The following is a 24,498-nucleotide window of genomic DNA, read 5'->3' as shown; positions in this document are numbered from 1 at the left end:
CCGAATGGATGAAGATCTCAAGCAAGCAAGTGACGGATAAGTGGACGGAATTCACTTTAGTAAATGACAAGCAGATGTCTGTTAGTCTCTTAAACTATGGCGGTATTATTACAGAAATCATGGTACCAGATCGTGATGGGAACAGAGAAAATGTCGTCCTCGGATTTAAAAATATTACCGATTACCAAGCGAATCCTGCCTTTTTTGGTGCATTGATTGGTCCAGTAGCTGGGAGAATTGAGAAAGCTTCGTTTCAATTGGACGGAAAAACATATCCCTTGGAGAAAAATGATGGGGAGAATCATCTGCATAGCGGGTCGAATGGATTTCATCAAGTGTTATGGGACGCCGTACCTTTCCAAACAAATGAGGCTGTAGGAGTGAAACTTAGGCATCAAACAGATCCTAAGAATGGCTTTCCAGGCCATGTTGACGTTACGGTAACTTATTGTTTAACAAACGATAACCAACTTACCTTGGATTATCATGCGACAACTGATCAGACAACTCCGATTGCATTAACGAATCATAGTTATTTTAATTTAAATGGATCTGCCAAACAGGAGGTTACTAATCACTATGTGACCTTTAACAGCAATGCATTTCTTGAATTAGATGAGAAACTCATTCCAACCGGTAAAACGATTGAAGTGGACAATAGCACTTTTGATTTTCGCACTGGAAGATTTTTAAAAGACGGCACGACTACTGCTTCCTTACAACATCAAGTTGCGAATGATGGCTATGATCACTACTTTCTATTTGACGGAAATGGCCATGTACAAATAACAGAAGAGACATCGGGCAGAACACTGGATGTTCGAACGACCCAACCGGGGATGGTCATGTATACATCGAATACATTAGAGGGAGGAATGGAATTAGCAGAAGGACAATCTGGCAGTTATATGGGGGTATGCTTTGAAACACAAGGAAGCCCAGCCTCCCTACACCATAACCATATTTCATCAATCCTATTAAAGCCAGATAAAATCTATCAAGAAAAAACGGTCTTTTCCTTTGGAATACAGGCTTAACAAATCAAAGAGCTGAACAAGTATGCATTCAGCTCTTTGATTTATTCATTGTCTTTCATTAAATAATTCAACTAATAGTAACGCTACTGCACCTAATAATGTTGCATCATCTCCGAGATTCGTAATGGTAATCTCGGTCTCCTTTGCTTTCGAAGTAAGTGCACGTTGTTTAATCGTGTCCTTAATATGGGGAAAAATAAACTTCTCCCCTTTCATAACACCTCCGCCAAGGACAATTTTCTCGGGATTCAGCAAATGAATCAGATTAATTAGCCCTATACCAATGATTATGCCCGTTTCCTGGAGTAATTCGATATATCCTCGTTCGCCATGCTGTGCACGTTCAAATACTTTCTTCCCAGTTAAATTACTGCCATTTTCTAGTGCTAGCTTGGACTGCGCGCGATCAGCTATTGCTGTTCCTGTTATGAATGTTTGTAAGCAGCCGGGATTTCCACAATCACAAATCGGTCCATTTATATCAATGGTCATATGCCCTATCTCCCCAGCAATATCCTCCGCACCATGATATAACTGCTTGTTTATAATAATACCAGAACCAACACCACGTCCAATGTTCACTGCGACCATACTGTGAACGCCTCCATGACCACCAAACCAAGACTCCCCTAATGCCATGGCTCTTGCATCATTTTCAACTCGAACCGTTAAACCAAATGCTTCCTCTAATTCCTGCTTAATAGGTATATTTGACAACCCGAGGTTTGGGGCAATTTGTGATACCCCATCTTTCACATTAACAACGCCATGCATGGCAACACCAATACCAATAATTTTTTCTGATTGGATTGGAGAAGTATGAAGAATTTTTTGTATATTCTCTTTGATAACGGCAAGAAATTTTGTATTGGTTGTTGGTTTTATCACTTTACTGGAAATACGCTCAAAAACCTCCCCTGAGAGATTCGTCAGCATACAAGCTACTGTTTCTGGACCAGCATCCACTCCAACCACATAATAGGCATCACTATTAATGTGAAGCATGGTGGGTTTTCTCCCACCCATTGATTTCCCAAGTTCACTTTCCATGACGATTCCTTGGTCGATTAGTTCCTTTACAATACTGCTGACAGTCGGTGGGGTTAATGTTGTATCTTTGGCAATTTGTGCTCGCGATATTGGTTCTGATGTTCTAATTTTATTAAGTATGATGGATTTATTTACTGATTTCATTAACTGAAACGTCCCACGCTGCATGGCTTATCCTCCGTTCAATCATTAACTGACTTCATTATAGCATAGTAAATTAAATTAATTTAAGAAGGAATGTTTTATTCAATTACCATTTGAAGTCAGTCGGATGGGGACAATGCTTATACGCTATCTTTGCTCGAAAGTGAATAAAACAACCACAAAGACTGCAGGTAGTTTGATTAAGCAGTGATGGACAAGTCATACAACTAGCAACTCTTTCTTTGTAAACAGCATCATCGACTAGATCCGTCTCCAGTGCTAGTTGTTCTTCCACAAGAAGCTTTACATCGTGAATAGACATCACATTATCAGCATAACATCCTTTACAGCTCATCAATAACCTCCTAGCCATACACCTTCTCGAAAGGATATGCTATGCGTTGTTTTTTTAATTTATTGATTAACAATAAACCCGTACAGCGATCCCGTAGATAATATGCCTTATTAAGACTTTCTTCCACGAGTTGATCATCAATCCCTAATTCACGAGAAGTAGTCGGACCTCCCACTCTATTCAACATCGTCCTTAACCAATCAGAATCAGGCATCGTGAGTATTTCAGTTTTTATTGTAGGCCAATACGTTATTAATCTTTCCTCTATTTTCGTAGCAGGTTTTAATAAATCAGTAGCAAAACAATGTGCAAACTGACGATATAAATCAGCAATAAGGATTGTCGTTACACCTACCTTAGCTCCATGTAATAATTGTTTCGCGTCTTTCTTTAATAATTCCATCTCCCAAAAATGGGATAGATGATGCTCTCCGCCGGAAGCACTACGAGATGAATTGATTAGCAACATCACTAATCCCGATTCGATTAATGCTTGCATTAAAATGGCAACACCCTCCTCGTTTGCCTGTGCAATTTCCTCTACGTATTGAATACAGGTATCCAATGACGTTCTTGTAAGATCAGCAGCCGTTTGGTTATATGGTTCTTCACCAATTAAATAGGAAATCTTCCAATCTAGTAGTGACGTGTACTTCCCTAAAATATCACCAAAACCAGCCGCAGTAAGTTCTTTAGGTGCATCTTTCAAGACAGCAATATCTGCAAAAACAGCGATTGGAGATGCTGTTTGAATGGTTTGCTTAACACCCTCTAGAATGAGTGGTGCCCCTTTTGAAGTAAAGCCATCTACTGACGCTGCCGTAGGTACAGAAATAAACGGGATACCCATTTTATAAGCACAGAAGCGCGTAATATCATGAATCGTTCCTGCACCAACTGCAATTAAAGCATCTGCCTGCTCTGGTATACCAACAAGTAATTGCATTATTGTAGTCTCATCTGCATTTACTTGACCATGTGCATTTGCTCGCAGTGAAACTAGGTGTGTAGTTACTTTATCTTGTAATGCGTTTTGTAATTTTTCTCCAGCAACCTGGTACGTATGCTTATCTACCACCAACACAACGGTTGCCAAATGATGCGCTTGAAGAAAAGGGGCTACTTGATCCATACAATTCTTTTTAATTTCTATCGTAGGAAAGTTAGATGTATCTTGGTTTAAATCCTCTGCCAAGTGGTAGAGTTCCTTTGTCAGCTCCATTCTTTTTTCCTCCATTCTAAATTAAATCATCCGTTCCTTATTGAATATTTAGTTTAGAGCCAATACTACGACGGACATCGGTGGTAATTCCAATTGGAGGAAATTGCCTTTCCGTTTATATGAGGTGAATGCAGTTGGTTTAACTGTCTCGGGTGATTCAAAGGTATTTCTAGCATTCATTTCCTTTGCAGTCAGAACCCTTCCAGTAGCGGTGGTCATATCGGATCCACGGATGTGAAGGGTGGTATTAGCTGATTCATCTGTATCTAAATTACATAAGCTGATATGAATAGTTCCATCCTTTGCCTCTGATGCGGATGCGCTTAGTTTCGAATACCTTTCATCGCCAACCTCAACTTCCTCAGAAACAATATCAAGACTTAGCTTTTTAGCATCTTGATGCACCTGAAACATATCGAACACATGATATGTTGGCGTTCGTAACATCTTATCCCCTTCTGTTAATACCATGGCCTGAATAACATTTACGGTTTGCGCAATATTAGCCATTCGCACACGATCATTATGCTGGTTAAAGATATTTAAGGAAACACCTGCAACAAGCGCATCACGAATCGTATTCTGTTGATAAAGAAACCCAGGATTTGTACCTGGTTCCGCATCATACCAAGCTCCCCATTCGTCAATAATCATACCTATTCGTTTATTCGGATCATATTTATCCATAATAGTACCATGTTTCCTAATCAGTTTTTCGATAAACCATGCTTTCTGCATCGTGACCTTCCATTCTTCTTTCGTAAAATTAACAGCTGAACCCTTTTTTTCAAATCCACCAGGATGTACATAATAATGTAAACTTAGGCCATCCATAAAAGGTGCTGCATCACGCATTAACACCTCAGTCCAATGAAAATCATCAACATTAGCTCCCCCAGCAATTTTGTATAATGTATTATCATTATAATTACGACAATATGTCTGATACTGACGGTATAGATCAGCATAATATTCGGGGCGCATATTCCCGCCACAACCCCAATTTTCATTGCCTACACCAAAATATGTCAGCTTCCAAGGTGCCATTTTTCCGTTTTCTTTACGCCAATTTGTCATTGGTGATTCCCCATCAAATGTCATGTACTCTACCCATTCCGACATTTCCTGGACCGTTCCACTGCCAACATTCCCACAAATATACGGTTCCGCTCCAAGCATGTCACAAAGCATCATAAATTCATGTGTCCCAAAGTGGTTGTTCTCAACCACACCACCCCAGTGCGTATTTACCATACGCTTACGATCTTCATATGGGCCAACGCCATCTTTCCAATGGTATTCATCTGCAAAACAGCCACCAGGCCATCGCAAAACAGGAATATTCAACTGTTTTAATGCCTGTAATACATCATTTCGAATTCCTTGTGTATTGGGAATAGGCGAGTCCTCTCCAACCCAAATCCCTTCGTATATCCCCCTTCCCAGATGCTCTGCGAAATGCCCATATATGTTTTTGTGAATGACTCCTTCATGTATATCCCCATTGATAATGATTTTGTTCAAAGCAACCATCTCCTTTTTAAAAAATCTTTCTTCTTATACATTGGCTGTATCCATTTGAGAGAAAACATACATCGCTCCCCACATCCAACTAAATGCAAAAACACTAAAAAATAGGAGTGGTAGAAATGCAGGATAGGAAATCGATAGATAAATTAAACCAAAGCTAGTAACAAAGATCCCCAACGTAATATGTACTTTTGATAATCCAATGATGAACGCATGTTTCATATATTGATAGATACTGGTTTGATAATGAGCAAGGAGGGGGAAACTCCAAATAACAACCAAACAGTAAACAATTACTACAAAATAGAAAGCAAAAGGTACCATAAACACAACTTCCTCCTGGCGCACTTGTAATACCTTATAATTCAAAAAAAGCACGGTACCAATTGCTGTTAAAATCCACCCCAATACATTAGCTGCTGCAAATTCTTTAAAATATACTTCTTTAAACGTTCTCCAAATAGGAATCTCCTTATTACCAGCTATCCATTTACGAGAAACTCCTAAGGCTGCGACAGTAGCCGGAAACACTCCAGCAACAAATAGTCCCATCAGTGAATAAAGCAGCCAGAGGAAATTCACAACTGCGAATCTACTAATCCAGTTCATCACTTTCTCTAAAGTCGTTACTATTCCATTTGGATTCACCCTCAAACCTCCTTTTCTTCATTCATTAAGTGGTGCGCTTTTATTATCCTTTAACTCCTCCAACTGTTAGTCCCGAAACAAAATAGCGTTGGAAGAAGATAAATAGAATAATAATCGGAATAATGGTCATTACCGAACCTGCAATTAATACATCATAATTATTTCCATAAGGTGTCAATAATGTAGCTAAACCGATGGGTAAAGTAAACATATCGTTTGAACGGAGGACAAGTAATGGCCATAAGAAATTATTCCAACTACTAAGCCCTTGTAAAATGGCCATTGCTGCAAGGGAAGGTCCCATTAACGGAAGCATAATCTTGAAAAATATTCCATATTCTGTTGTACCATCGATACGTGCTGCGTCCATTAACTCTTTAGGTAATCCTAATGCATATTGTCTAAAGAAAAAGACAGCAACTGGTGCAACGACCATTGGTAAAATCACAGCAAAATATGTGTCCACCAGTTGTGTATTTATCATTAATTGAAATAGTGGCAGCATAAGAATTTCAAATGGCACCATTAAAATAAATAACACAAGGATGAAAAAGAAATTTCTCCCTTTGAAGTTGTATAAAGCTAATGCATAACCTACCATGGAAGAAAAAAAGAGTGAAAGTACGATCGTTACAACCGAAATAATTAGACTATTGCCATACCATGCCCAATATTCAGGTGCCTGTGAAAAGATGTAGGTATAGTTATCTAATTGTAACTTCTCCATTGTTATATTAAATGAAATTCCGTTTCTCATTAGTTCAGAAGAAGGCATAAATGACGATATAACAAGACTAATAATTGGAAAAAGTGCAATTAACGCAAAAATAATAAAACCAATATTTACGATCCATTTCACTATGGCGTGGTTTTGCTTACTCATTTACTCATCTCCTCTTTTAAAGGCTCCAGTTACCAACAGGTTAATAATACTAACAACAAAAATGATAAGCATTAAAATTACTCCGACTGCAGCTCCAAACCCCATATCATTCTGCTGAATACCTTGCTGATAGATATAGCCGACAACGGTTAGTCCAATATTGCCTGGTGAACCCGCTTCCCAAAACACAAAGCTTTCTTCAAACATTCTAAACCCATTAATAATTGTGATCGTCATAACAAATATAACGATCGGCTTGAGCTGTGGTAATGTAACATACCAAAATTGTTGAACTTTCGATGCTCCATCAATTTTCGCTGCTTCATATAATTCAGACGGTACATTTTGTAATGCTGCCAAGAAATATAACATGTTAACACCAATCCAACGCCATGATGCTAACAAAACCATTAAAAACATGCCTGATATGGCATTAAATCGCCAATTAACAGCGTCCATACCCAAGAAGTTTAGTATTTGATTTGCTACTGCTGTATCTTGCTCACCAAACATTAATCGAAATATCATACCACCAACAATTGTTGACGTAAGTGCAGGGATAAAAAAGGATGCGCGCAGGAAAGTCTTCATTTTAATTAATTTAGAATCTAAAAAGACCGCCAGTAGTATAGGAATAACGGTTAATATAATAACTGTCAGGACCACATATATGGTTGTATTCGTTAGAGCCTTATAAAACGTACCGTTTGTAATACGTGAATAATTCTCCAACCCAATAAACGAAACTTGTCCGGGTAATACACTTTGAAAACTCATGATGATTCCTTGAATGGCAGGATAAAGAGTCAGTATTAAAAAAGTAATGATAAACGGTGATATAAATACATATGGAACTACTTTCTTTGAATTTAATAGCTTAAAGAACTTATTTGGACCTCTTTTATTCTTTTTATATTTAGGATCTTTATTTGGGGATAACGGTGAACGGTACTCCTCCGTCTCTAATTGTAACTGAGATTGATCAGATGCAGATGACGATGCCATGGTAAAACCTCCTCTATTCCAATATTTTAAGCGGTTACATTTTGAATACGGATCATATTCCAAGATGCTTTTGTTAAACGGGTTTCCAATAAACCATCATTCAGGATAGATGCTCCGCTCTTATGAGGCCTCACCTCTTCACCTGTTGATGTATTTACTGCCTTTAAATTTTCGTGCTCCAATACAACATGCTCAACAACCGCATAGCCTTCAAAACTTCTAATATCCGTACTTAAATAGATCGAATCATGTACGTTTTTATTTACGATAAAGATAACCAACTCTTCTTTTTCCTCATTAAATACTGCTGCACTATCGATATACGGTACATCCGTAAAGTCTTTACTGTCATACCTTGGAGAAGATAATATTGGTTTGATGGAATGCCCCCTACCGTATTTAGATGTGTACATGTATGGATAATAAATGGTTTGTTTCCATGCGCGGCCATTATTTTCCGTCATAATGGGGGCAATGACATTTACAAGCTGAGCCATACAAGCCATTTTCACACGATCAGCATGATTCAAGAAAGTAATTAATATGCTACCTACAAGCAAAGCATCTTCAAAATTATAGACATCTTCTAATTGAGGAGGGGCAATTTGCCAATGATTAATCTTCTTATCTTGCTCTCTCGAGTGATACCAAACATTCCATTCGTCAAAGCTTAAATGAATCGTTTTTTTGCTACGATGTTTTGCTTTTATGTAATCGCAAGTTGAAGTTACTGTATGAATAAAATGGTCCATATCTAAACTTTTTGCTAAATAATTGGCTGTGTCATTAGAGTTATTGCCATAATATTGGTGTAAGGATATATAATCAATTTCTTCATAGGCAATGTCTAATGTTGTTGCTTCATATTCAGGAAAGCTAGGCATGCTTGTATTTGAGCTCCCACAAGCTACTAATTCAATATCTGGATCAACTAGCTTCATCACTTTTCCCGTCTCCTTAGCAATTCTCCCGTATTCATACGGCGTCTTCTGACCAATTTGCCATGGACCATCCATTTCATTGCCAAGACACCACGTCTTGATAGCATGAGGATTTTTGTAGCCATGTGATTTTCTTTGTTCACTCCAATAGGTACCACCAGGGTGATTCGTATACTCAATTAGATTCCGTGCTGCATCCATACCTCTAGTTCCTAGATTAACTGCCATCATTACTTCAGCATTGACTTTTTTAGACCATTCTACAAATTCATTCAAACCGAATTGATTTGTTTCAATGGTTTGCCATGCAAGCTCAAGTCTTCGGGGGCGATCTTCTTTCGGACCAACTCCGTCTTCCCAATTATACCCAGAAACCATATTCCCCCCAGGGTAGCGGATAATAGGAACTTGAAGCCCTTTTACAAGCTCCATCACATCTTTACGAAACCCATGCTTATCTGCCTCGGGGTGATTAGGTTCATAAATTCCTCCATATACTGCCCTCCCCAGATGCTCAATAAAGGAACCATAAATACGATTATCTACTTGCGCTATTATGTAGCTCTTATCCAAGACCATCTTTGCCTTCCGAACATTCGACATGCTTTATCCCTCCACCCATCATTTTTAAGGTTAATCCGCTTGCAAAACATCATATACGTACATATATATCAAAAATAATAATTGGTACGTATATGTCGAGTATAGCTGATTTGATATAATATTACAATAATTTATATTATTAAAATAAATTTTGCAAAAAAAGGAAAGCAAGCTCCTCCTTACTCTCCTTTTTAACGGTTATTTCATATCTCGAATTTTATCAGCTGCTTGCTTCAATGCTTCTTCAGGCGATTGGGCTTGTTGTCTAAGTACGTTTTCAGCTATAGTCGTATTATATTCTGTAGAAACATCTGGTGTATATTCTGTAATGTTTAACTCATTAATTTCATCTTTCAAATCAAGGAGTGTATCAAAGATTCCTGTTCCAAAATAGTGGTAATACTTGTTATCTTGTCTTACTGCTTCACTTTCCCATACATTCCATCGAGGAGGATCAAAACCTAAAACAGTCCAAAGATTCTTATTTCCTTCTTCAGATAGCTTTGTAAAAGCGAGAAACTCTTTAGCCAATTCCGCTTCTTCTGTTTGGTTTGTTACAACTGTCCCAGTACCTCCCATACCAGCAGATCGATTTCCTCCATCTTCCCATGCAGGCATTGGTCTAATTGCAATCTTACCTTCTAGATCAGGCATATTATCGATAAATCTACCCATATACCATAATGGAGCAAGAATGGAAGCAGCGCCTCCATCGTTCATATAACCATAAAATTCTTCCGATTGATTCATAGCACCTGGAGTTAATTCCGCAATATTTTCTTCATAAATAATATCATGTAAGAATTGAAGTGTTTTACTATTTGTTTCATTGTCGAGTATTACCTCTCCGTCCTCATTAAAAAAATCAGAGTTCTGCTGGGAAATCATCGGCCAAAAGTCCATTAAAAAATCTCCAGTCCCAACATTCCACATTACAGAGTCGGTATTCTCTACCACCTTCTTGCCAGCTTCTACAAAATCATCCCAGGTCTTAATCTCGTCAATGTCCACACCAGCTTGATCCATAATTTCAGTATTATAGTACATCACAGTTGCTCCAACATGGGTAGGTATCCCATAATAATTTCCATCTTTTGCATATAGTTCAAAACGTGACGTTACAGACTCTTCTAAGACTGGTTCAACATATTCATTCATTGGCTCTAACTGTGGCTCTCCTTGAAGATAATTTGCATATCGACTAAGTTCAATATCAGCAATATCGGGTGCACCTTTCCCTGACTGTAAAGCAAGCAGTAAATTATTATGCATTTGGTCATATGGGTAAGTCTCGGCTGTCAACTTAATTGGACGATCAGGGTTTTCTTCGTTCCACCTGTTAGCTGCATCTCTAAATAAATCAACATGTTGCCCTACAAACGTCCAATAAGTTAATTCTGTAGCCCCTTCAATATCATCCCCAATTATTTCCGTTTCTTCTGCTTCGCTACTAGCGGATTCTCCACTTCCACTACATGCTGTGAGTAGTGCCATCACTGCAAAAATTAACAAATAAAATAGCTTTTTCACAAATATTCCCCCTTTTGTTTTAAAGCGCTTTCAAATAATAGCAACATATTGCCTAGCAATTTCATCCAGCCTCCTTTATAAATGATAAAGATGTCAATTTTGACAGCGCATTCATTTCACTTAACATATTGTACGAACATGTTTGGATATTGCTATAGCGGTATTAACTTGGGTACTATTTTAATAATTATTAAAATAGTACCACCTTTCTAAAAACTAGTCAATAAGTGAATGATTAAAACTTAAAAACTTATACGTACAATACAAATTTTGAATTATCCAATTGCACAAAAATGGGTTATCAACGCCATTTGATAACCCGTAGTATACATTCGTCCTTATATTACCTCCACTTTAGCTACGGCTTCTTGCTTTCCTTTTAAAACATCACCAGGAACCCCAAAGTATGGTGTCCCATCTGACTTCCATAATAACGGTTGAACGCGAGCATGCCGATTATGATCATATAAGGGATTACCACTTATTTGTTTATATGGCCTAGCATGATAAACCAGCAAATCATCACCTGTTTCATCGGTGGTGAAGCTATTGTGACCTGGGCCATATTGTTTTTGTTTCTTATTAGAAATAAATACTGGTTTGGCAGTTTTGGTCCAAGCTTTTTCGTCTAATAGATTGCTAGTTTCATCAGCGGTAAGAAGTCCTATCGCATAGCGGTCATCGGTTGCACTGGCAGAATATGCAATAAAAATACGACCATTTCTTTTTAGCACAGCTGGCCCTTCGTTTACCTCAAATCCAGCTTGTTCCCATGAATAATCCGGTGTTGCTAGTAAAACTTGTTCCCCTGTGATTGTCCATGGATTCTCCATTTTAGCTATGTATAAATTAGATATGGTATCGTTATTCACTTTTTGTGCCCATACGAGATATCTAATTCCTTGGTGCTCGAACGTGGTTGCATCTAAGGAAAAACTTTGAAACTCCGTATTTATTTGCCCCTTTTCAACCCATTTTCCTTCTAGCGGGTTAGTTGACGTATTTTCTAGCACATAAGGACGTATGGCCCAAACATCATCTTTATCACCTGCCGCAAAATAGATATACCATCTTCCATTGATATAATGAATCTCAGGAGCCCAGATATGCTCTGACATGATACCGCTTTGATGCTTTTCCCAGACGGTTGCTTCTTTCACTTTAGGCAAATCTTCTATTTTCTTCGCCCTGCGTAGGACGATACGGTCATACAAAGGATGTGATCCAGTAAAATAATAATATCCATCATGGTTTAAATAAATATAGGGATCTGCACGTTGCTCTACAAGTGGTCTTGGATATTGCTTATAGCTTAGTTTTCCTTTTACTTCAAATTCGCCTTTCTGTTGATATTTCCATGTATCTACATGTTCCCAATCTACCTTTATTTCTACCACTTGTCCCTCGTCTAAGCTGACATTCACTTTTGGTGGTAGTTCAGGTTTATTACCTACAGTCGAGGATAGACGTACGGGATGAATATCTTTTACTATCATTTATTCTACCTCCTAATCATCATGATACCGCTTTCTAATTATTTAAAAAAAAGCCATCTTATTAAAAACAAGACGGCCAAGTATTAAGATGTTATTTCAATGGATTGTAATTCTTTTGTGGACCCTCTTAATATAAGTTTTGGCTCATAAATAATGGACTCTACTTGGCTGGAAGCATTCCCTTTCACCGTTTCTTTCCCTTTAATTAGCTCAAGAATGGTGTCGGCTGCAGCTTTTCCCATTTCGCTTTTTGGATGAGCGACAGAAGTTAACTTTACTTCCGATACCTCTGTTAAGAAGGAGTCATCATAACCAACCACGGATAAATTAGTAGGTACTTTCAGACCTTTACTTCGCAATACATTCAACACATTAATGGCCAATTCATCGTTATAACATACCAAACCCGTTATATCTGCCGTTGCCGTTAGCAAATTTTCCAATTCAGTACCAGGCTTCGTATGCTTTTCTTCCGTATTATAGGTAATAATATTTTTAGGGTTTAACGGGATGCCATATTTACGGTGCGCCTTTAAAAATCCCTTCATCCGTTTCGTACCTTGCGTATCATCTGTCTTAAATAACCCAGCAATTTCTGTATGCCCTAATTGGATTAAGTGTTCCGTTTGTAAATAGCCGCCCCTTTCATCATCCATAACTAAACGGGTTGGCTCCAGCTCGTCATAATATGCATTAATCATAATATATGGAATGCCCAAACGCTCAAGATTAAGGTAATAATTAATATTTGGATTTGAATACGCACTTCTAGTAGGCTCCACGATTACTCCATCAAATGATTGGGAAAGTATTTTTTCTAAAATATCTCGCTCTTTATGATGGTCGTTATTCGTACTAAAAATACTTACTTGATATCCTTCTTGACTCAGTCGTGATTCTGCACCTCGGATGATAGATGGAAAGATATAATCAGAAATATAAGTGGTTACAATTGCAATGTTTTTGGAATCCATTGCTTGTTTACCTTCCTCTGCTGTACTTCTATCCGCACAGAATGTACCAGATCCTTGTTCCCTATAAAGCCACCCTTTCGCTACTAGATCCCCGATAGCCAGCCTAACAGTGTGACGACTTACGCCAAACTGCTTCATAAGTTCACTTTCGGAGCTGATTTTTTGATGGGCTGTATAGGTTCCATCCATAATATTTGATTGAATTGCCCTTTTTACTTTATTGTACTTTGTTTCCATGAAACCACCTCAGCTTATTCGTATAAGCCAAGGATACCATAGATTAATTTTATTTCCTATTCCCTTAACTTTGTTCGAATAACATCTGTTCATTATGTAGCAGTATGCTTAATAAATCCTTTCTCAATCTACAACTAATAGGGATAACCACCCCCTGAAATTGGTACGTATAAACTTTTTTATATCTTTATCTTATTATAAGTTGTACGTATGATCAATGAATGTTTTTAGAATTTCTTCTTCTCGAATAACATGTTAGTTATATTATTTCCAATTTTTACTCACAAAAAAAGCATGGCTTACAATACTCCATGCCCAATTACTTAACATATCTATTTATCATCTAGCTATAAATAACGCTGAACATGTAGATTTTGCTGATTCTAACCACGTTTTAGCCATTAACAAATTGCCTCTTGCATTCATATGGACACCATCAATTGTTAGATGATATCCATTTCGTTTTTGAATATAATCCAAAAACACTTGATGAGTCGGTACAATACTTGCATCATATTTATCACCAAGACGACGAACGATTTCTACATATTCTTTTAACTTTTGATTACCTGACGACTGTTCATCTTCTTCAATGATAGTAGGTTCCATTAAAACAATCTTTGATCCACATCCATCCTTTACCCGTTCAATAAGCTGTTCATAGATAGCAGCGAAATGCTTAGGAAAAACCTGTTCTATATTCGGTTGATCCAATTGTCGCCATACATCATTGATTCCAATCGAAATGGAAATAAGATCTGGAGATAGTTGCAGCACGTCTTCCTCCCATCTCGCTGCTAAATCGACAATACGATTACCACCAATTCCCTTATTTATGATTTCAAAGTTTCTATCCGAATAGGTTATACGTAAATAATCATGTATGAGGCGTACATAATTTACGCCAATCCTTTCAGGATCATCCTGTATTCCCCATTCGGTAATACTATCACCAATAAACAACAGCCGTTTTTTACCCACTGTTTGCCACCTCCAAATACCTAACCGGATCCTATCCCATATTTATTAACATCGATATTTTTCAATGATTATAATGATTTCTTTCACTAACCGATTGATTGCTTATCCCCTCAGTTCACCTTCGTACTTTGCTGCAAAACCAGGACGTCTTTTGCATCAATGCTACATTCTCCGGTAAACGTACTTCCAGATAATAAATCAACTGCCTGGATCTCTCCTAAATCAAAGTAGGCAGGATGATTTTGGTGATTTAGTACAAACAAATAAGCCGTTTCCCCCATTTCACGCTTCGTCACTTCAACCCCAGGTTTTGTTTTCACTAATGGGGTAATTGCTTTTTCTGCACATATATTCTTTAGAAATCCTGATAAAAATTCTTTATCCGGACTAGAAGCAATATAAAAAGCTTCTCCATTACCATAGTGATTTTTAGTAACCACTGGCATTCCCCGATAAAAATCAGAGCCGTAGCTAGCGAGAACTTCCGCTCCTTCTGTATGCAACAAATCAAACAATAGATTGCACGTATAGGATCCTTCTAGTTTTCCCCACGACTTCTTCATTACAATTTGATTTTTTTGATTTGGCGGTAATGCATCAATTTCTTCTACCCAAATTCCAAGTAAATTGCGAAGTTGGCCAGGATACCCCCCCAGAGTGACTAAATCATTCTCATTAACAATTCCACTAAAAAACGTCGTAATAAACGTTCCACCGTGTTCTACAAATTCTTCCACTTTTGTCGCATATCCCTCTTTAATCATATACAATACCGGTGCAATGACGACATCGTAGTTTTCTAGATTCTCATCGGTGCCAATTAAATCTATAGGAATATTGTTGTCATAGAACACTTCATAATATTTATGCACTTCTGTTACATAATCTAATGCAACAGACGGTCCACTTGATAAGTGAACACCCCAACGATTCTCCCAATCAAATACAATAGCCACTTTGGCGGTTACTCGTGATCCAATAATTCGATTATCTAACTTCATTAGTTCATTTCCAAGCTTAGATGTTTCCTTAAACACACGCGTATGTTCATGACCAACATGTTCAATTACTGCCCCGTGAAATTTTTCAGTAGCGCCAACAGACCTACGTAATTGGAAGAACAAGACGGAATCTGCTCCGTGAGCTACTGCTTGATAGCTCCAAAGACGCATAACTCCTGGCCGCTTCAAACTATTATAAGGCTGCCAATTTTGCTGACTTGGTGTTTGTTCCATTAAGAGAAACGGTTGCCCACTTTTTAACCCACGCATCAAATCATGTGTCATTGCGGTCAGACTCTCCGGTGTATCTATGGAAGGATAATTATCCCATGATATAACATCCATTTCCTTTGCCCATGAGAAATAGTCCAACTCTTCATATAATCCCATCAAATTAGTCGTAATTGGTATCTGCTGATCATGTTTCCGAATGGCATCTCTTTCCAACTTATAGCACGTTAATAAACTATCAGATTGGAATCTTCGATAATCGAGTGAGATCCCTTGAAAATTTGTATTTCTACCACTCCCCCATTCTTCGCTTAAACCGTTCGGTAGGACAATTTCATCCCAATCATAAAACGTATGCCCCCAAAAATTTGTATTCCAAGCTTTATTTACAGCCTGTAATGAATCATACTTCCTTTTTAACCATTGCCGAAAAGCGGTTGTGCAGTTATCACAATAACAATAGCCACCATATTCATTGGAAACATGCCAAAGTACCAATGCAGGATGATTTTGGTACCGATTTGCCAGCTTTTCTGCCATTCTACTTGCGTACTTACGATAAGTTGGGCTGTTTGGACAAGAATTATGACGTCCCCCAAACTTCCTTTTCCTTCCATCAAAATCTGTCCTTAAAATATCCGTATATGTTTTTGCCATCCATGCAGGATGTGCACCTGTGCCAGTAGCAAGGCATACATAGACCCCATTTTTATATAACTTCTCCATCATTTCATCTAAAAACGTAAAATCATATGTATCTTCACCTCTCTGAACGATTGCCCAAGAAAACACATTGATTGTTGCTACATCTATTCCTGCAAGCTTAAACATTCGAATATCTTCATCCCAGGTTGCTTCATCCCATTGTTCTGGATTGTAATCCCCGCCATACCAAATTTTTTGTAATTTGTTGTGAACCATATCGATATCTTCATCCTCCCATCTCAGAAACTACTTCGTAAAGATTTCCTAGCTTTCCTGCAGCTTTATGATATTACATGCAGTCTCTCTATTTCTCGTTATCTATCCAAAGTTTTACCACACTTTATATTGTTCTTCACGTATACTAACACATAAATTCAGTTAAATAAATAAATTCTGAAAATAAATAGGAGTTATAAAAGTCTATGTAGACAACGATAACTCCTGTTCATTTGAATTATTTTATTCGTTTAACGATACGACAATTTCGACTTACTTTACGAATGTAAAGGTGTCTTCCAATCCTTCTTTACTATTCGGGCCAACAAAGACAATAAACTCACCTACATCACTACGATAAGATAGGTCTGCATGATGGTAGCGTAAGTCTTCTTCGGTAATGGAAAAAGTCAATGTTTTTGACTCACCTGGAGTTAAGTATACACTTTCAAACCTTTTCAGCTCCTTCTTCGGTCGCACCACCTGTCCCACCTTATCTTGAATATACAGCTGAACAATTTCCTCACCAGCTACTTGCCCAGTATTGGTAACTGTAACATTGATTACTAATTTTTCTCCTGCTTGTAATTGTGTGGACGATAACTGTAACCCTCCATACGAATAAGTGGTATAACTCAGACCATAACCAAACGGATAGCGAGGTTCATTTGGAATATCTAAATACTGCGATACATATCTGATTTGCGCATCCGGAGCATCTTTCGGACGACCTGTATGATAATGATTATAATAAACCGGTATTTGTCCAACAGAATATGGAAAGGACATGGTTAATTTTCCAGAAGGATTGGTATCCCCGTATAACAATGATGCAATAGCCGCTCCCCCTTCTGAGCCAGGATACCAAGCCTCTAAGATCGCATCCGATTTTTCAACCAATCCAGCTACATCTAACGGACGTCCATTAAACAGGACGGATACAATTGGCTTACCTAACTCCCTGATTCTATCAATTAATTCAAGTTGTATTGCAGGTAATTTGATATTTGAGCGAGAACCAGCCTCACCACTCATCTCGGAAGCTTCTCCTAGAGCTAACACGATTACATCGGCTTCTCTTGCTTTTTCCATCGCTGCTTCTAAATCTGCTTTCTTTCCTGATTCAACCCCCATCCCCTTGGCAACTAACAATTGATCAGGTTGGATCTTTTGCAGCATCCCATCCTTCACTGTAATGGCATCTTCTTTATCACCTACAAAAGACCATGGGCCCAAGATATCATTACTGTCTGCAAATGGACCAATAAGTGCTATCTTCTGTTCCCTTTTCAAGGGTAATACGGCTTCATTTTTTAGTAATACACACGATTTTCCCGCTAGTTCTTCGGCAGTTTGCAAATGTTCTTGACAACGTAGCACCTCTTGTTCCCGCTTCTCATCTGCACCTCGGTAAGGATCTACAAACAACCCTAGCTTTTCTTTTAATTCTAGGATACGAATAACCGCTTCATCCAATAACCTCGCATCTATTTCCCCATTTTCAATTAATAGTTGGATATGATTTATAAACGTGGTAGTCATCATTTCAATGTCGACCCCTGCTTCCAGAGCCAACTTAGCTGCCTCTTGTTCACCGACGGCAACTCCATGAGGAATTAGTTCTTTAACAGCTCCCCAATCAGAAATGAGTACTCCATTAAATCCCCATTCATCTCGTAACAAATCTCGCATTAATCTTTTATTTCCTGTTGCTGGAATCCCATCCACCGTATTAAATGCTGTCATAACCATTTCACAGCCTGCCTCCAGAGCTGCTTGATATGCTGGCAAATACGATTCTCGTAATTCCCTTTCCGACATGTTAACCGTATTATAATCTCTACCACCCTCTGGCGCTCCATAAGCAGCAAAGTGTTTAACACACGATGCTACACTTTCCTTATTTGTAGTTAAATCATCTCCTTGAAATCCGTTAACCTGTGCTTTAGCAAAAATACCATTTAAGTATGGATCTTCTCCAGTTGATTCCATTACTCTTCCCCATCTTGGATCACGAACAAGATCTACCATCGGGGCAAATGTAACATGAATCCCCGAAACAGCCGCTTCTTTTGCAGCAATTGCTGCACTCTTTTCCACTAATGTAACATCCCAGGAACATCCTATCGCTAGCGGTACTGGGAATATCGTCCGATATCCATGTACAACATCTGACATGAACAAAAGTGGTATTCCAAGACGGCTCTCTTCTAAATGTTGTTGCTGTATCTGTTTTATTTCCTTTGCTCCCCATGCCCCAAGTACAGATCCAGTATTTGTTATCATCTGTTCGGAAATATTCATTCGCTCCATCGGGCCAGTTATTTTCCCACGATCAGATGCCCCCTTAAAAAAAGGAGTAGCCAGCTGCATGAGTTGCCCGACTTTTTCTTCCATTGTCATACGTTTCAATAATTGCCCTACATCTATCATTGCCATGGTTGTTCCTCCTCTGCGTCTAGTGAAAATAGTGAAAAGAAAAATAATTCTTGCAATCGTTTTCAAAGACAACTATAATCGATTTGTAGAAACGTTTCAACAAAATTTTGTATTTATCTCATAAAATAATCTACTGGACAACTAGATATAACACTTTATTAGTGCCTTTTTCACTCGTTTTATTGGAACCGATTTCAACTTTAGTAGAAACGTTTCAATAATTTATTCATAGATGTGAGGGGGGAGGAAAAACTTAGAAGCATGTCATAATAAATTGGAAACCACGATAGGAAAGGATGTTTGCAAAATGAAGATAAAGACTAGAAAAAGTATTCACTTATTCTGTTTACTAGTTCTTATCGTTTTCATAAGTGCCTGTTCCTCAAGCAGTAAATCAAGTGGTGCAGCCGATGAAAATACGATTACTGTGTGGACAATGACAAAAGGTTTAGATGAATTTGTAACAGAATTCGAAGAGGAGTCTGGAGTGAGCGTTGAAGTCCAAGCAATTCCATGGGAAAACGCCCACGATAAATTATTAACTGCCGTTGCTTCTGGAAAGGGTCCAGATGTGCTGCAAATCGGGACAACTTGGGTAGCGGAATTTGCTGAGGCGGGAACGTTCTTAGATTTGAGTGACTATATCACCGATTATGACAACCTAAGCGCTGATAACTTCTATGAATCTGCTGTGGAAACGACCAAATTTGAAAAACAAACGATAGGAATCCCTTGGTATGTGGATACCCGAGCATTGTTTTACCGTACAGATATTTTAGGTGATTTAGGTTACCCAAACGGACCATCAACATGGGAAGATATGATTGAAGCTTCTAGACAATTAGCAGATCGTGGTGATGATCAATATGCAATTGATTTGCCTGCTACTGATCCACAATTTCCTTTTGTACTGGCTTGGCAATTCGGGTGGAATTATGAGGTTGGCGAAGGCGCAGCAAACTTTGATCATGCAAACTTTGAAGAAGCGATGAAATTACATCACTTATTCTATGATGAGGGGTTATCTCAAACAGGAGAAGGTAAGGAATTTTTTCAAGCTTTCGAAGACGGCTCTAAACCAATGTTCATTAGTGGTCCATGGGATATCAAAACAATTAAAGACAGAGCTCCTGATATTGAAGGAAAATGGGATGTTCGCCTCATGCCAAAAGCAGAAAATAATAAATCAATGATGGGAGGCGCTCATTGGACCGTCTTTCATAATTCAGATAAAGTCGATCAAGCATTAGATTTTATTAATTGGATGGCAGATCCCGAAACCCAAGTAAAATGGTATGAAGCAAATAGTGAATTGCCAGCAAATACTGTTGCTTGGGAAGATCCAATTCTAGCTGACGACCCGATGGTAAGTACTTTCGGTGAACAACTAGAAGCAACCCAACCATTGCCATTAATACCTGAATACGAACGACTCGGACAAGAATTGTTAAATACATTAGAACAAATTAATCGTGGTGGCGCCGATATCGATAAGTCTCTAGAAACTTACCGAAATGAAGTATCACGAATATTAGGCGAGTAATAATTACAAAAAGCGGAGTAGGTATGAAGCTAATAGCTATGCTTTATACTTTTCTCCCCTTTCTTTTTAAGTAATGAGGGGTGAATGGAAGTGAATCGTTTTAAAGCAAAAATAACACCTTACTTATTTATTGGACCTGCTGTCATTCTATTACTTATCTTTTCTTTTTTACCAATCTTAGTTTCGCTTGCAATTAGCTTTACCGATATGAATTTAAGTGGGTTAGCGAATTGGTCACAAATCAATTTTATTGGCTTTGATAACTTCATTACATTATTTAAAGATGAAGTTTTTCTTAAATCCATGCGTAACACTTTTTTTTATGTCATTATCGGTGTCCCAGCTGCAGTAATTAGTTCGTTTGTGATTGCATTGCTATTAAAGTTCGTAAGCGATTGGATGTCTTCTGCTTTTCGTGTTGTTTATTATCTGCCATCAGTTACAAATATTGTTGCAATCGCTGTCGTATGGGGATTCTTGTACAACCAGGAGTACGGATTATTCAATTACTTACTTTCTTTATTTGAAATCAACGCGATTCCGTGGTTGGAAGATCCGCTAATAGCAAAGCTTTCGTTGATATTACTAACTGTATGGAAGAGCAACGGTGTAAGTATGCTTATCTTTTTGGCAGCATTACAATCCATACCAAAGATGTATTATGAGGCTGCAGATATTGATGGCGCCAATCGTTGGCAAAAATTATGCAGAATCACCTTACCTTCCATGCGTTTTGCCACCTTCTTTGTAACCGTAACAACGGTTATTGGTTGGTTACAATTCTTCGAAGAACCATTTGTTATGACCGAAGGCGGACCATTAAATGGAACCAATTCCATGGCTTTGTTTATTTACCAGGAAGGATTCCAATACAGTGAATTCGGCTATGGCGCTGCAGCATCGTTTATTCTTTTTATTATCATTATTCTTGCAACAGTTATGCAATTTATACTACGCAAATCGGATGAAAATTAAGGCGGGATAGTTATGGAATTGAAGAATCGATTTGAGCGATCCATCGTAAATACACTATTGTTTATGGGTGGGTTACTTGTCTCCCTCCCTTTTGTTTGGATGATCCTTAGCTCATTTAAGAATGAACGTGAGGTATTAAGCATACCTCCTACATTATTTCCTAATGAGCCGACATTTGAACATTATATCAATCTTTTCCAGAATTTGAACTTTGATATTTATTTAGTTAATACCTTCATTATCGTATTTTTTTCAATGGTTGGATTATTGTTAAATACCATGGCTGGCTATGGATTTGGCAAATTTCAATTTCGAGGAAAAGAAATATGGTTTGCCACCGTTCTATTAACAATGATGATTCCTGGGCAAGTTACGATGATTCCAACGTACTTAATTCTGAATGAAGCAGGATTAACCAACTCAATGGCGGGGATTGTATTACCAGGATTGATCGCAGCATTTAACATATTTTTAATACGACAATTTATGGTTACGATACCGGATGACTTGATTGAAGCAGCCCGTTTAGATGGTGCTGGAGAATTTTATATCTTTTTTAAATTAATCATTCCATTAGCGAAACCCATTCTCGCTGTACAAATCATTTTAACATTTATCGGTGCATGGAATAGCTTCCTATGGCCATTAATTATTGCGAATGATGAATCATTATACACCCTTTCTGTTGGACTAGCCCTTCTTCAAGATCAAAATGTTACGAATTATGGGTTACAGATGGCTGGGTCTACCTTTATGGTTGTCCCAGTACTAATTATCTTTATTATCTTTCAAAAACATATTGTCGAAGGTTTTAATGTTTCAGGAATTAAATAAAGAAAGGAGATTTGTATATGGCGTTAATCCAGTGCGAATTTGCCTCTGAGATTCTTTCAAAAAGTGTTTCTATGACTGCTATTCTACCGCAAGAAACGCTTGTAAATGCAGATTCTAGTTATCGATTACCAACACTTTATTTGCTGCATGGATTTAGTGATAACCACACTACCTGGTCGAGAAACACAGCAATTGAGCAACTTGTTTCTGATAAAGAACTCGCTGTCATTATGCCGAGTGTCGATAATAGTTACTATACAGACATGGTTTATGGAGGTAAATATTGGACGTTTCTTACACAAGAGTTACCCAAAATTTCACATGCATTCTTTCCACTGTCTTCAGATCGGGAAGCTAATTTCGTTGCTGGTCACTCCATGGGAGGATTCGGCGCGCTAAAATGGGCATTAAACTGCCCAGAACAATTCAGTGCAGTAGCAAGCTTATCCGGCGTAACAGACATGGTCACCCATCTTGAGCGGATACGCAAAGCATCAGGAGATAAACTAACCTATCTTTCCCTTGTCTTTGGGGAATCGAATATACACGAAACAGCAAATGATCTGTTGTGGAAAGTAGAACAACTTGCAATTGTAACAAGAAAACTCCCTAAAATTTATCAAGCTTGTGGGTATAGTGATTTTCTTTATGATCTTAATCAACGATTTTATCATTTATGTAAGCAGACTAGTCTAGATTTAACAACTGATTTCGGGCCAGGAGATCATACATGGGAATATTGGGGAAAAAAGATAAGCGATATCCTTGATTGGCTTCCAGTTAGAAATAGACACTGAGAGGAATTGCTGATGGATAACCATAAACCTATGATACGATAGGTACAATTATAATTCCCAAAATTTTGGAGGAACGAATATGGCAACAATTAAAGATGTAGCAAAACTAGCTGGAGTTGCAATTTCTACTGCTTCTTATGCGCTTAATAACAGTGACCGTATCTCTGCTGCTACGAAACAAAAAGTGGAAGCGGCAGCTAAAACATTAAATTATAAGAAAAATGGGTTTGCATCCGATCTAAAGCGAACAAAAACAAATACCATCGCCTTAATTCTAAGCGATTTATCTGGACCCTTTTACTCTGAGCTAATCAAAGGTGTACAAGATGTAACAAGTGCTAATAATTATGACTTGATTGCCTGCAACTCAATTGGCGGAGCTCAATCCACAGCCGTCAAATTCTTAACTGAAAAACGTGTAGATGGAGCTATTATACTGGCTCATAACATTACGGATGAACTAACAATCGAAAGTGCGACGTACGGAACCCCCCTTGTCTTACTGGACCGTTACTTAGATGATAACCATGTGTACCATGTAGAGGTTGATAACATTCAAGGTGGATATCGTGCTACAGAGTACCTCATTACCCATGGACATACAGAAATAGCATATATTAGCGGTCCTGCAGCATCAAATGATAATATCTTACGCTATCAAGGATATCAAAATGCCTTAATGGACTATCATTTGCATTTACATTCCAGATGGCATATTCAAGGGGACTTTACACGTGAAGGCGGCTATCGAGCAACTAAATTGCTAATTGCTCAAAAGAAGCTACCTCATGCTATCTTCTACGCAAATGATGAAATGGCTGTTGGTGGACTTCACGCATTTAAAGAAAATAATATTCGAATCCCTGAAGATCTATCCATTATTGGTTATGACGATATTCAACTGTCTGAATATGTTCAACCTCCATTAACCACTATTAAGCAACCAAAATACGAAGTTGGTGCATTAGCAGCTCATTTAGTATTCCAGATACTGAACGGTGAAAAAATCGACCACCACTACAAACTATCGACCGAATTAATTGAACGTGCATCTGTCCAACCTAGAAAGTCTTAATAGATAGCGTTTACACATTTATTTCTTATCCAAAGGAGGAATGAAT

The 24,498-nt window shown here is 38.0% G+C and carries 20 protein-coding genes; 6 read left to right on the top strand and 14 right to left on the bottom strand.

Annotated features, from left to right (window positions below; translation table 11 throughout):
• Positions 1–8: 8 nt before the first annotated feature.
• The gene (locus BN990_RS03350; RefSeq protein WP_021289692.1) at positions 9–1,037 is read left to right on the top strand and encodes an aldose epimerase family protein; all 1,029 of its coding nucleotides are present in this window, start codon (positions 9–11) and stop codon (positions 1,035–1,037) included.
• A 45-nt stretch (positions 1,038–1,082) separates the two neighbouring features.
• Here BN990_RS03350 and BN990_RS03345 read toward each other — a convergent pair whose 3' ends face one another.
• The 14 genes from BN990_RS03345 to bglX form a co-directional block, all read right to left on the bottom strand.
• Positions 1,083–2,255, bottom strand: coding sequence for an ROK family transcriptional regulator (locus BN990_RS03345; RefSeq protein ID WP_021289693.1), 1,173 nt, complete (start codon positions 2,253–2,255; stop codon positions 1,083–1,085).
• An 82-nt stretch (positions 2,256–2,337) separates the two neighbouring features.
• Entirely contained in the window at positions 2,338–2,586 is a 249-nt protein-coding gene (locus BN990_RS03340; protein WP_021289694.1) for a DUF6171 family protein, read from the bottom strand.
• A 10-nt stretch (positions 2,587–2,596) separates the two neighbouring features.
• On the bottom strand, positions 2,597–3,808 hold the full coding sequence (locus BN990_RS03335; protein WP_021289695.1) for a sn-glycerol-1-phosphate dehydrogenase: 1,212 nt from the start codon (positions 3,806–3,808) through the stop codon (positions 2,597–2,599).
• Positions 3,809–3,856: 48 nt separating this feature from the next.
• Positions 3,857–5,332 carry an alpha-N-arabinofuranosidase gene (locus tag BN990_RS03330; protein WP_269778077.1) on the bottom strand — a complete coding sequence of 492 codons (1,476 nt, stop codon included), beginning with the start codon at positions 5,330–5,332 and terminating at the stop codon, positions 3,857–3,859.
• Positions 5,333–5,365: 33 nt separating this feature from the next.
• Positions 5,366–5,986, bottom strand: coding sequence for a YesL family protein (locus BN990_RS03325; protein WP_021289697.1), 621 nt, complete (start codon positions 5,984–5,986; stop codon positions 5,366–5,368).
• Positions 5,987–6,029: 43 nt separating this feature from the next.
• On the bottom strand, positions 6,030–6,869 hold the full coding sequence (locus tag BN990_RS03320) for a carbohydrate ABC transporter permease (RefSeq protein WP_021289698.1): 840 nt from the start codon (positions 6,867–6,869) through the stop codon (positions 6,030–6,032).
• Positions 6,870–7,874 carry a carbohydrate ABC transporter permease gene (locus BN990_RS03315; RefSeq protein WP_021289699.1) on the bottom strand — a complete coding sequence of 335 codons (1,005 nt, stop codon included), beginning with the start codon at positions 7,872–7,874 and terminating at the stop codon, positions 6,870–6,872.
• A 26-nt stretch (positions 7,875–7,900) separates the two neighbouring features.
• The gene (arfA, locus tag BN990_RS03310) at positions 7,901–9,418 is read right to left on the bottom strand and encodes an arabinosylfuranosidase ArfA (RefSeq protein ID WP_038242367.1); all 1,518 of its coding nucleotides are present in this window, start codon (positions 9,416–9,418) and stop codon (positions 7,901–7,903) included.
• Between the two features lie 198 nt (positions 9,419–9,616).
• Complete coding sequence (locus BN990_RS03305; protein ID WP_021289701.1) at positions 9,617–10,948, bottom strand: ABC transporter substrate-binding protein; 1,332 nt, start codon at positions 10,946–10,948, stop codon at positions 9,617–9,619.
• Between the two features lie 338 nt (positions 10,949–11,286).
• Positions 11,287–12,444 (bottom strand): family 43 glycosylhydrolase, encoded by a 1,158-nt coding sequence (locus tag BN990_RS03300; RefSeq protein WP_038242365.1) that lies wholly within the window; start codon positions 12,442–12,444, stop codon positions 11,287–11,289.
• Positions 12,445–12,527: 83 nt separating this feature from the next.
• Positions 12,528–13,655 (bottom strand): GntR family transcriptional regulator, encoded by a 1,128-nt coding sequence (locus BN990_RS03295; RefSeq protein ID WP_038242363.1) that lies wholly within the window; start codon positions 13,653–13,655, stop codon positions 12,528–12,530.
• 339 nt (positions 13,656–13,994) lie between these two features.
• Complete coding sequence (locus tag BN990_RS03290; protein WP_021289704.1) at positions 13,995–14,636, bottom strand: SGNH/GDSL hydrolase family protein; 642 nt, start codon at positions 14,634–14,636, stop codon at positions 13,995–13,997.
• Positions 14,637–14,746: 110 nt separating this feature from the next.
• Positions 14,747–16,789 (bottom strand): beta-galactosidase, encoded by a 2,043-nt coding sequence (locus BN990_RS03285; RefSeq protein ID WP_021289705.1) that lies wholly within the window; start codon positions 16,787–16,789, stop codon positions 14,747–14,749.
• Positions 16,790–17,062: 273 nt separating this feature from the next.
• A complete protein-coding gene (gene bglX / locus BN990_RS03280; RefSeq protein WP_038242360.1) occupies positions 17,063–19,228 on the bottom strand; it encodes a beta-glucosidase BglX in 2,166 nt (721 codons plus the stop codon).
• Between the two features lie 307 nt (positions 19,229–19,535).
• Here bglX and BN990_RS03275 point away from each other — a divergent pair, with 307 nt between their 5' ends.
• The 5 genes from BN990_RS03275 (at position 19,536) to BN990_RS03255 (ending at position 24,452) form a co-directional block, all read left to right on the top strand.
• Positions 19,536–20,771, top strand: coding sequence for an extracellular solute-binding protein (locus BN990_RS03275; protein ID WP_038242357.1), 1,236 nt, complete (start codon positions 19,536–19,538; stop codon positions 20,769–20,771).
• Positions 20,772–20,861: 90 nt separating this feature from the next.
• Positions 20,862–21,746, top strand: a complete 885-nt coding sequence (locus tag BN990_RS03270) for a carbohydrate ABC transporter permease (RefSeq protein ID WP_038244815.1) — start codon at positions 20,862–20,864, stop codon at positions 21,744–21,746.
• 12 nt (positions 21,747–21,758) lie between these two features.
• A complete protein-coding gene (locus BN990_RS03265; RefSeq protein ID WP_021289709.1) occupies positions 21,759–22,580 on the top strand; it encodes a carbohydrate ABC transporter permease in 822 nt (273 codons plus the stop codon).
• Between the two features lie 17 nt (positions 22,581–22,597).
• Complete coding sequence (locus tag BN990_RS03260) at positions 22,598–23,377, top strand: alpha/beta hydrolase (RefSeq protein WP_038242353.1); 780 nt, start codon at positions 22,598–22,600, stop codon at positions 23,375–23,377.
• 79 nt (positions 23,378–23,456) lie between these two features.
• A complete protein-coding gene (locus BN990_RS03255) occupies positions 23,457–24,452 on the top strand; it encodes a LacI family DNA-binding transcriptional regulator (RefSeq protein ID WP_021289711.1) in 996 nt (331 codons plus the stop codon).
• Positions 24,453–24,498 lie beyond the last annotated feature (46 nt).

The organism is Virgibacillus salexigens, from assembly GCF_000723585.1.
Classification (GTDB): domain Bacteria; phylum Bacillota; class Bacilli; order Bacillales; family Amphibacillaceae; genus Virgibacillus; species Virgibacillus salexigens.
The sequence above is the reverse complement of the archived record's forward strand: the minus strand, read 5'-3'. Positions and strand labels throughout refer to the sequence as shown.